Source organism: Bradyrhizobium sp. LB14.3, from assembly GCF_040547985.1.
GTDB lineage: Bacteria > Pseudomonadota > Alphaproteobacteria > Rhizobiales > Xanthobacteraceae > Bradyrhizobium.
On the sequence record NZ_JBEPQT010000013.1, the window covers coordinates 185,975 to 196,175 of the forward strand.

At 63.6% G+C, this 10,201-nt stretch carries 9 protein-coding genes; 3 read left to right on the forward strand and 6 right to left on the reverse strand.

Annotated features, from left to right (window positions below; genetic code table 11):
- Window positions 1-122: 122 nt before the first annotated feature.
- Window positions 123-1,394: a fumarylacetoacetase gene (gene fahA / locus ABIB00_RS23430; protein WP_354106009.1), complete on the forward strand. Its 1,272-nt coding sequence runs from the start codon at window positions 123-125 to the stop codon at window positions 1,392-1,394.
- A gap of 70 nt (window positions 1,395-1,464) precedes the next feature.
- On the opposite strand, the gene ABIB00_RS23435 is transcribed toward fahA, so the two are convergent.
- Together ABIB00_RS23435 and ABIB00_RS23440 are read right to left on the reverse strand one after the other, a co-directional pair.
- Window positions 1,465-1,776, reverse strand: coding sequence for a DUF1272 domain-containing protein (locus ABIB00_RS23435; protein WP_354106010.1), 312 nt, complete (start codon window positions 1,774-1,776; stop codon window positions 1,465-1,467).
- A 74-nt stretch (window positions 1,777-1,850) separates the two neighbouring features.
- Window positions 1,851-2,330 carry an Lrp/AsnC family transcriptional regulator gene (locus ABIB00_RS23440; RefSeq protein ID WP_247345064.1) on the reverse strand — a complete coding sequence of 160 codons (480 nt, stop codon included), beginning with the start codon at window positions 2,328-2,330 and terminating at the stop codon, window positions 1,851-1,853.
- Window positions 2,331-2,452: 122 nt separating this feature from the next.
- On the opposite strand from ABIB00_RS23440, the gene hppD reads away from it, so the two are divergent.
- The gene (gene hppD / locus ABIB00_RS23445) at window positions 2,453-3,568 is read left to right on the forward strand and encodes a 4-hydroxyphenylpyruvate dioxygenase (RefSeq protein ID WP_354106011.1); all 1,116 of its coding nucleotides are present in this window, start codon (window positions 2,453-2,455) and stop codon (window positions 3,566-3,568) included.
- Between the two features lie 167 nt (window positions 3,569-3,735).
- Here the strand turns inward: hppD and ABIB00_RS23450 are convergent, their stop codons facing one another.
- The 4 genes from ABIB00_RS23450 to ABIB00_RS23465 all read right to left on the reverse strand — a co-directional run bounded on the left by ABIB00_RS23450 (window position 3,736) and on the right by ABIB00_RS23465 (window position 8,775).
- Window positions 3,736-4,848 (reverse strand): CaiB/BaiF CoA transferase family protein, encoded by a 1,113-nt coding sequence (locus ABIB00_RS23450; RefSeq protein WP_354106012.1) that lies wholly within the window; start codon window positions 4,846-4,848, stop codon window positions 3,736-3,738.
- 199 nt (window positions 4,849-5,047) lie between these two features.
- Window positions 5,048-5,848 carry an FAD binding domain-containing protein gene (locus ABIB00_RS23455; protein WP_354106013.1) on the reverse strand — a complete coding sequence of 267 codons (801 nt, stop codon included), beginning with the start codon at window positions 5,846-5,848 and terminating at the stop codon, window positions 5,048-5,050.
- Window positions 5,849-5,863: 15 nt separating this feature from the next.
- Entirely contained in the window at window positions 5,864-8,206 is a 2,343-nt protein-coding gene (locus ABIB00_RS23460) for a xanthine dehydrogenase family protein molybdopterin-binding subunit (RefSeq protein ID WP_354106014.1), read from the reverse strand.
- 83 nt (window positions 8,207-8,289) lie between these two features.
- The gene (locus ABIB00_RS23465; protein WP_247345050.1) at window positions 8,290-8,775 is read right to left on the reverse strand and encodes a (2Fe-2S)-binding protein; all 486 of its coding nucleotides are present in this window, start codon (window positions 8,773-8,775) and stop codon (window positions 8,290-8,292) included.
- 386 nt (window positions 8,776-9,161) lie between these two features.
- On the opposite strand from ABIB00_RS23465, the gene ABIB00_RS23470 reads away from it, so the two are divergent.
- Window positions 9,162-10,201: methyl-accepting chemotaxis protein (locus tag ABIB00_RS23470; RefSeq protein ID WP_502917872.1), on the forward strand; the 1,040-nt coding region annotated here is incomplete at its 3' end.

Consider the following 10,201-nt stretch of genomic DNA (forward strand, 5'->3'; position numbering starts at 1 on the left):
CAGAAGCGCGAAGCGCGTCTTCGCGCTAGATGTCCCGGGCATCCACGTGTTGAAACGCAGAAGAAAGATCGTGGATGGCCGGGACAAGCCCGGCCATGGCGGTCTCGAGTTCGGAGAATCCCGTGTCCCATCCCAACGACCCCAGCCTCCGCTCTTTCATCGACGTCGATCCCACCTCCGATTTTTCGATCCAGAATCTGCCTTACGGGGTGTTCTCGACCGCGGCCAATCCGACGCCGCGCGTCGGCGTGGCGATCGGCAATTGCGTGCTTGATCTCTGGGAGCTCGAGCAGGATTCGCGCCTCGATGTCGGGCCGCTTGGCGTGTTCTCGACGTCGTCGCTCAATTCTTTCATGGCGCTGGGACCGAAGGTCTGGACGAAGACGCGCGCGCGGGTCAGCGAGCTTTTGCGTCACGATCATCCGGAGCTGCGCGACAATGAGGAGCTGCGCAAGCAGGCCTTGGTGCCGATGAGTGATGCAAAACTGCATCTGCCGTTCGCGGTCTCGGGCTACACCGACTTTTATTCCTCGAAAGAGCACGCCACCAATGTCGGCGTCATGTTCCGCGGCAAGGACAATGCGCTGCAGCCGAACTGGCTGCATATGCCGATCGGCTATAACGGACGTGCCTCCACCGTCGTGGTCTCCGGCACCAAGGTGAAGCGCCCGCGCGGGCAGCTGAAGCCGCCGAACGTCGAGGTGCCGAGCTTCGCCCCGTGCAAGCGGCTCGATTTTGAGCTGGAGATGGGCGCCGTGGTCGGCCAGCCCTCGCCGATGGGTGGCATGCTTAACGAGCAACAGGCCGAGGAGATGATTTTTGGTTTCGTGCTGCTCAACGATTGGAGCGCGCGCGATATCCAGCAGTGGGAATATGTGCCGCTTGGCCCGTTCCTCGCCAAGGCGTTCGCGACCTCGATCAGCCCGTGGGTGGTGACGCGCGAGGCGCTGGAGCCGTTCCGGCTGAAGGGGCCGGAGCAGGAGCCGGCGCCGCTCGATTATCTCAAGCAGGATAGGCCGCAGAACTACGATCTCGAGCTCGACGTCTCCTTGCGCGCCGCCGGCGCCAACGCGCCTGCCGGCATCAGTCGCACCAACTTCAAGTACATGTACTGGTCCTCGGTGCAGCAACTGATGCACCACGCCTCCTCCGGCTGCGCCATGAATGTCGGAGATCTCCTGGGGAGCGGCACGATCTCCGGCCCGGAGAAAAACCAGCGCGGCAGTCTTCTGGAGATCTCTTGGAACGGCACCGAGCCGGTTGAATTGCCGGGTGGCATCAAGCGGTCGTTCCTGGAAGACGGCGACAGCCTCGTCATGCGCGGCTGGTGCCAGGGCGAGGGCTATCGCGTCGGCTTCGGCGAGGTCGAGGGGACGGTTTTGGCGGCGGAGTGAGTTGCGCGATCCCATAAACCCGTCATTGCTTCGTCGCAAGGGCTCCTCGCAATGACGGCGTGGAGAGAGCCTATCGCCTCTCAGGCGGTACGTCTTTGATTCGCGCGCAATGCGCAGCGACATCCTCCTGGCTGTACTTCAAATGCACCCGCTTGTCCGACGGAGCCTGCTTCGTCGTGCACACGCCCGGTCGCCATTCCTGCGTTGGCCTTATCGGGCGCGGCGCAAAACCGCCGCCACAGTTCGGGCAGACGTTGGAGAGTTTCGTCTCCACGCAGTCCGCACAGAACGTGCACTCATAGGAGCAGATCCGCGCATCGGTCGCGTTCGGCGGCAGGTCGCGGTCGCAATATTCGCAGTTCGGTCGAAGCTGGAGGGCCATGGCTGAGTCTCCGCAGATCGGCCGGGATCATCGCAGATCGCGCGCGTAGCGCGAATGCCGGATTTCCCTCGAATTCAGCCGGGCTTGATTTCTTTCAGCGGCAGACGCGTGCTTTCCTTCAGCCTGTCCAGCACGATCGAAGAGCGCACATGCGCCACACTCTGGTGCGGCATCAGCACGTCGTTGACGAGATTGGAGAGACCCTTGAGATCGCGCAGCACGGCTTTCAGCACATAGTCGGCGTCGCCGGTGAGCGAATAGGCCTCCTGGATCTCGTCGATTCGATTGACCAGCGTACGGAAGCGTTTCGAGTTATCCGGCGAGTGGGTCGCCAGCGTCACCTGGATGAAGGCGATCACGCCGAAGCCGAGCGCCTCGCTGGAGAGATCGGCGTGATAGCCTGATATCACCTTCTCCTCCTCCAGCCGCATCCGCCGGCGCGAGCATTGCGAGGCCGAGAGCCCTGCGAGGTCAGCCAGTTCCTGGTTGGTGAGGCGGCCGTCGTCCTGGAGCGCGCCCAGGATCCGGAGGTCGAAGGCGTCTACCGAAATCATGCGTAATTTTCGTATTTCATGCACAGATCGTGCATATGATAGCCAAAACTCGTCCCGTTTGCACGCTCATTGCACGCCCCGTGAAGGATAGTTCATTGCAGCAGCAAATTTGGGAGAACGCCATGGGACCGTTTCCGCACGATGCACCGCCGGCCACTGTTACCGCCGACAATCCGATGGGCACCGACGGGTTCGAGTTCGTCGAATATGCGCACCCCAATCCCGAAGAGCTGCACGCCCTGTTCAAGCTGATGGGCTATGCGCCCGTCGCGCGCCACAAGAGCAAAAAGATAACGGTCTATCGCCAGGGGGACATCAATTATCTTGTCAACGAGGAGCCCGGCAGCCACGGTTACGACTTTGTCGCCGCACACGGCCCCTGTGCCCCGTCGATGGCGTTCCGCGTGGTCGATGCGAAGAAGGCCTATGACCGCGCGATTTCGCTCGGGGCCGAACCTGCCGACGCGTCCTCCGCGCAGAAGACGCTCGACGTCCCCGCGATCAAGGGCATCGGCGGCAGCCTGCTCTACTTCGTCGATCGCTACGGCGCCACGGGTTCGGCCTATGACAGCGAGTTCGAATGGCTGGGTGCGCGCGATCCGCAGCCGGTAGGCGCCGGCCTGTTCTACCTCGATCACCTCACCCACAACGTCCATCGCGGCCGCATGGACGTCTGGACCGGCTTTTACGAGAAGCTCTTCAACTTCCGCCAGATCCGCTTCTTCGACATCGAGGGCCGTGCGTCAGGCCTGTTCTCGCGCGCGCTGACCAGCCCCGACGGCAAGATCCGAATTCCGATCAACGAGGACGCCGGCGATGCCGGCCAGATCGAGGAATATCTGAATATCTACCGCGGCGAGGGCATCCAGCACATCGCCTGCGGCTGCCGCGACATCTACCGCACTATCGAAGACCTGCGCGAAGCCGGCCTGCCTTTCATGCCGGCGCCGCCCGAGACCTATTTCGAGCGGATCGACGCGCGGTTGCCGAAGCACGGCGAGGACATTGCGCGGCTTCAGACCAATGGCATCCTGATCGACGGCGAGGGTGTCGTCGAAGGCGGCCAGACCAAGGTGCTGCTGCAGATCTTCTCGGCCAATGCGATCGGCCCGATCTTCTTCGAGTTCATCCAGCGCAAGGGCGACGACGGTTTTGGCGAGGGCAATTTCAAGGCACTGTTCGAATCGATCGAGGAAGACCAGATCCGGCGTGGGGTGTTGAAGGTGGATGCGGCGTAGGCTGTCGCATCCCAACAGATGTCGTTCCGGCGAAGGCCGGGACCCATAACCACAGGGAGAAGTTGTGGCGCGAGATGGTAACTCCGAGTCTTCGCCAAACCACATCCTATGGCTATGGGTCCCGGCCTTCGCCGGAACGACATCGGAATTTGACGCAACCGCGGCCCTTATTTCTCAGCCTTCCACGCCTTCGTCACCGCGCCGATCTCCGCCCCTTCCGGCTCGCGCACCGCCGACGGCGTCCGCGAGAACCGCGGCGCCGGCGCCGGCTGCTTCACGCCGTGGCGCTCGACAAAGACCTGTCGGGCGACCATGTGCGGATGCTCGGTCGCTTCCGACATGGTCAGCACCGGCGCGAAACAGATGTCGCTGCCTTCCATGATCTTGCACCAGTCCTCACGCGTCTTGCTCTTGAACACCGCCTGCAACTTCTGCTTCAGCGCGGGCCAGGCCTTGCGGTCCATCTGCGCATCGAAATCGGCGTCTGTCAGGCCCGCACGCTCGCGCAGCAGCGCGTAGAACTGCGGCTCGATCGAGCCGATCGAGACGAAATGCCCGCAAGCGCATTCGTAGACGCCATAGAAATGCGCGCCGCCATCGAGAAAATTCTGGTTGCGGCCTTCGGTCCAGCGGCCGAGCGTGGTCATGTCGAAGAAGAACGACATCAGCGATGCCGCGCCGTCGCACATCGCGGCATCGACGACCTGGCCCTTGCCGGACCTCGAGGCTTCCAGCAACGCCGCAAGCACGCCGACGACGAGATAGAGTGCGCCGCCCCCGAAATCGCCGACCAAATTGAGGGGCGGCACCGGCGCTTCCTTGGTGCCGATCGCGGCGAGCGCGCCGGTGATGGAGATGTAGTTGATGTCGTGGCCTGCGGCATTGGCGAGCGGGCCCTGCTGGCCCCAGCCGGTCATGCGGCCGTAGACCAGTTTTGGATTGCGCGCGAGCACAATGTCGGGGCCGAGCCCGAGCCGCTCCATCACGCCGGGGCGAAATCCCTCGACCAGCGCGTCGGCGTTTGCAAGCAGGTCGAGCACTTCCGCGATGGCCGCCTTGTCCTTGAGATCGAGCTCGATCACCTTGCGGCCGCGCCCCGCCACCGACTTCATGCTCTTCTTCGCGCCGACGCGGTCGAGGGTGACGACGTCGGCGCCCATGTCGGCCAGCATCATGCAGGCGAACGGTCCGGGGCCGATGCCCGCGAATTCGACGATGCGGAAGCCCGACAGCGGGCCAGAGGTGCGGACGGAAGAGGTGGGGGCTGGTTGATCGAGCACGTTTTTGTTTCCTCGGATCCAAGGCGCGTATTGCCGATGGTCGGCGAGCGCCGAGGCGTTCTCTGTGGGGCGAGTTAATTGGCTGATTAACTTTTCTCGCCTTCACGCCGGTGAGGCAAGCGGTTTTCATGCCGCGTGGCCAAAATAAAAACGGCGCGCACCGAAGTGCGCGCCGCGGAAAATTTGCGTCGAGGCGCTATCAGCCGGCCGCAGCCACCGCGCGTTGCGCCATCACCTTGATCAAGTTGGCGCGGTACTCGGCGGTGCCGTGGATGTCGGCCAGCAAATTGCTCGCCGAAATGCTGACGCTGTCGATCGCCGAAGGTGACCAGTTCGCCTTCAGCGCTGCTTCGATCGCGGGGACCCGCATCACGCCGCTCTCCGAAGCGCCTGTGGCGGCCACCCGAATCTCGCCCGACTTCGTCTGCGCCACGAACACGGCGGTCAGTGCGAAGCGTGAGGCCGGGTGCCGCATTTTTTCGTAGCCTGCCTTCGCCGGAACCGGGAACGACACGGCGGTGATGATCTCGCCGTCTTCCAGCGCCGTGGTGAACAGACCCTGGAAGAAATCCTCCGCCGCAATCGACCGCTTGTTGGTTTTCACGGTGGCGCCGAGCGCGAGCAGCGCGGCCGGATAATCCGCGGCGGGATCGTTGTTGGCGATCGAGCCGCCGATCGTGCCGCGATAGCGCACGGCGGGATCACCGAGCATCGACGTGAGATAGGCAATCGCAGGGATCGCCTTCTTCACATCGGCATTCTGCATGATGTCGAAATAGGTCGTGCCGGCCTTGATGGTCAGCACGTCGCCTGAGAGCTCGACGCCTTGCAGCTCCTTGATCTTGCCGAGATCGATCACGTCGGACGGGCTGGCGAGGCGCTGCTTCATGACCGGCAGCAGCGTCTGGCCGCCGGCGAGGAATTTCGCCTCGGTGCTCTTGGCGAACAGGCTGACGGCTTCGTCAACCGAGGACGCGCGATGATAAATGGTCTGGTACATCTTCGTTCCTCTCCCTTAAGCCGCGTGGATCGTGCGCCACACCCGGTCAGGGGTTGCGGGCATTTCCAGATTGTTCTTGCCGATCGCATCCGTGATCGCATTGATCACGGCCGCGGAGGCGCCGATCGCGCCGGCCTCACCGCAACCCTTGATGCCCAAGGGATTGCCCGGGCACAGCGTCGTGGTGTGGGAGAGGTTGAACGAGGGCAAATCGTCGGCACGCGGCATGGAGTAATCCATGAACGAGGCCGTGACCGGCTGGCCGTTGGCATCGTAGATCGCATGCTCGAGCAGTGCCTGCCCGATGCCCTGGGCCAGGCCGCCATGGACCTGTCCCTCGACGATCATCGGATTGATCAGCCGGCCGAAATCGTCGGCCGCGACGAAGTTGACGAAGGTGGTCTTGCCCGTGCCGGGATCGACTTCGAGCTCGCAGATGTACGCCCCGGCGGGGAAGGTGAAGTTGGTCGGGTCGTAGAAGGCGCTTTCCTTCAAGCCCGGCTCCATCCCGTCAGGCAGGTTGTGCGCGGTGTAGGCCGCGAGCGCGACCATCGGGAAGGCGATCGCCTTGTCGGTACCGGCCACCTTGAACTCGCCGTTCTCGATGACGATGTCGCCCTCCGAGGCTTCCAGCGCATGCGCGGCGATCTTCTTGGCCTTGGACTCCATCTTCTCCATGGCCTTCAGGATCGCGGTGAGACCGACGGCTGCCGAACGCGAGCCGTAGGTGCCCATGCCGAACTGCACCTTGTCGGTGTCGCCATGGACGATCGAGACCTGGCTGATCGGAACGCCGAGGCGCTCCGCGACGAGCTGGCAGAACGTCGTCTCGTGACCCTGGCCGTGGCTGTGCGATCCCGTGAGGACCTCGATGGTACCGACCGGGTTGACGCGCACCTCGGCCGATTCCCACAAACCGACGCCGGCACCGAGACTGCCGACCGCCTTGGACGGCGCGATGCCGCAAGCCTCGATGTAGCAGGACACGCCGATGCCGCGCAGCTTGCCGTCGGCTTTCGCCTTGGCCTTGCGCCCGGCGAAGCCGGCATAATCGATCGCCTTCATCGCGGCATCGAGCGAGGCGTTAAAGTCGCCGGTGTCATAGGCCATGATCACCGGCGTCTGGTGCGGGAACTGGGTGATGAAGTTCGACCTGCGCAGCGCGGCCGGATCGACCTTCAATTGCCGCGCCGCCGTCTCCATCAGACGTTCGATCAGATAGCTCGCCTCGGGGCGGCCTGCGCCGCGATAGGCGTCGACCGGCGTGGTGTTGGTGTAAACCCCGACCACCTCGGCATGGATCGCCGGGATGTTGTACTGGCCCGACAGCAGCGTCGCGTAGAGATAGGTCGGCACCGACGACGAGAACAGAGACATATAGGCGCCGAAATTGGCGTAGGTCTTCACCTTGAGCCCGGTGATCTTGTTGTTGGCGTCGAACGCCATCTCGGCATGGGTGACGTGGTCCCGGCCATGCGCATCGGTGAGGAAGGCCTCGGTGCGGTCGCCGGTCCATTTCACGGGACGGCCGACCTTCTTCGAGGCCCACAGCGCCACCATCTCTTCGGGATAGATGAAGATCTTCGAGCCAAAGCCGCCGCCGACGTCGGGCGCGATCACGCGCAGCTTGTGCTCAGGGGCGATGTTGTAGAACGCCGACAGCACGAGGCGGGCCACGTGCGGGTTCTGCGACGTCGTGTAGAGCGTGAAATGCTCCTCCGCCGAATCGTAATCGGCAATGGCCGCGCGCGGCTCCATCGCGTTCGGCGCAAGGCGGTTGTTGGTGACGTCGAGCTTCACCACGTTGGCGGCCTTGGCGATGGCGGCGTCCGCGGCGCCCTCGTCGCCGATCACCCAGTCATAGACCTGGTTGCCGGGGGCTTCGGGATGCAGCTGCGGCGCGCCGGCCTTGATCGCGGCGTGGACGTCGGCGACCGCGGGCAGCTCTTCGTAGTTCACGACCACGGCTTCGGCCGCGTCGCGCGCGAGGTTTTTGCTCTCGGCGATCACGACTGCGACGGCCTGGCCGACGAAGCGCACCGTCTCCGGCGCCATCGCCGGCCATGCGCCCATCTTCATCGGGCTGCCGTCCTTGGAGGTGATGGCCCAGCCGCAGATCAGGTTGCCGACCTTGTCGTCGACGATCTCTTGTCCCGTGAGCACCGCGACCACGCCCGGCATCTTCAGGGCGGCGGAGGAATCGATCCCCTTCACCTTGGCATGCGCGTGCGGGCTGCGGATGAAATGGGCGTGGGTCATGCCCTGCAATTTGATGTCGTCGACGTAGCGGCCCTTGCCGGTAATGAAACGCTTGTCTTCCTTGCGCACGACGCGTGCGCCAATGCCTTCAACACCCATGTCTGGTCCTCCCGACCGGAATTTGTTTCACCGCGCTTTCCCTCGAAAGCGGCAGCGGTGGTTCTTATTTCGAGGCGCGCCGCTTACTCGGCCGCCTGCGAGACCTTCATGCGCCCGGCCGCATCCAGCACGGCTTTGACGATGTTGTGATAGCCGGTGCAGCGGCAGATATTGCCTTCGAGCTCGTGACGGACGGTGGTCTCGTCGAGCTCGCCACCATGACGATGCACGATGTCGATCGCCGACATGATCATGCCCGGCGTGCAATAGCCGCATTGCAGGCCGTGATTGTCGCGGAACGCGGCCTGCATCGGGTGCAGTTCGTCGCCTTTGGCGATGCCTTCGATGGTGGTGACGCTGGCGCCGTCGGCCTGGCCCGCCAGCATGGTGCAGGATTTCACCGCCTTGCCGTCCACGTGGACGACGCAGGCGCCGCACTGGCTGGTGTCGCAGCCGACATGGGTTCCGGTGAGGTTGAGGTGTTCGCGCAGCAGCTGGACCAGCAGCGTGCGGTCCTCGACGTCGACAGCAACGGCCTTGCCGTTCACCGTCAGTTTGACTGTAGACACGGTTGAAGTCCTCCCGGGATTGATTTTGATTGTTTCTAATTAGAGACAGCGACCCGGAACTTTGCAACTAGGATTTTTGGTCGCCTTCGTCATGGAAAAGTCATTGATCCAGACGGGCCTGCGTTGATTTGGGGGGCGAGTCGACGGGATCCGGAACGCCGCGCCGGGCCGACGTGGGATGCCAGCCTCTATAATATCCCCATGCGGGCCGCCTTGGCCGGTAGAGCCGAAAATCTGCGGGGCGCGCCGAATTTACCGCCCCTTATCGATTCTGCCTTAGTTTTGCGCAGCCAGGTCAGGGGGCGGGGCGCCACCGGATCGCGGCTGAATAGAAAATGGGGGTAGGAATGTCCGGGCGTATCGCGTCGTCCTCGAAGCGCACTATAATGCCGACCCTCAGGTTCCGGGCCAAGATCATTCTGGGTTTTGCCGCCGTGCTGGTGATCTCCGCCGGCAGCATGGCCTTCTCCTATTTTGGCTTCGAGCGGGTCTCGTCCGGGGTCGGGTCCTACCGCGCCAGCGTCACCGAGGCCGATCTCGCCCGCAATATCGACCGCGAGCTGCTCGCCTATCGCTCGGCCGTCAAATATTTCGTCGTCACCGGCAAGGAGGACGACGCCAAGGCGGCGCTGGACACCGAGGCCAACCTCAAGAACGCCATCGACCAGGCCACCAGAAGCGCCAAGAGGCCGGCGCGCCAGGAAAGCCTGGGCAAGCTCGCCAAGGAGTTTTCCAACTTCTCCGCGACCTTCGCAAAGGTCCTTCAGGCCAAGCGTGACAGCGCGCTGCTGGTGCAGAACCAGCTTACGCGCAACGCCAACCTCCTGAAATACAAGCTCGACGACATCGGCAACAACGCCTCCGATTCCGAGGCGCAGTCGATCGAGTTCGGCACCAAGCAGGTCAACGCCCAGTTCCAGACCGCGAACGCGGCGGCGACCAATTTCGTGCTGACGTCCGAGCAGGCGATTGCGACCAGCGCGCTGGCGCGGCTGAAATTCGTCGAGAACTCGCTCGGCGCGGTCTATTCCATGGACGACAAGATCGTCGCCGGCCTGAAGGACGCCAAGGCGCTGTTAGGGGCCTATCGCGAAGCGCTGGAGAAGCTGATCGCCAACGCCAAGATGGTCGACGATCTCGTCACCGAGATGAGCGGCTCGGCCGGAGCGATCCTTCAGGGCGCCACCGCCATGAAGGCGGACCTCGTCGCCGAACAGCAGCGGCTGGAATCCGAATCGGAAGCGACCATCGGGAAGACCGAGCAACTGGTGCTGATGCTGGCCATCGGCGGCACGCTGCTCGGCGCGGTCCTCGCCTTCCTGCTCGGCACCGGCATTTCGCGTCCGATGATCGCGATGTGCAAGGCGATGCGCGAGCTTGCCTCGGGCAATTTCGACGTCGTGCTGCCGGGCCTGGGCCGCAAGGA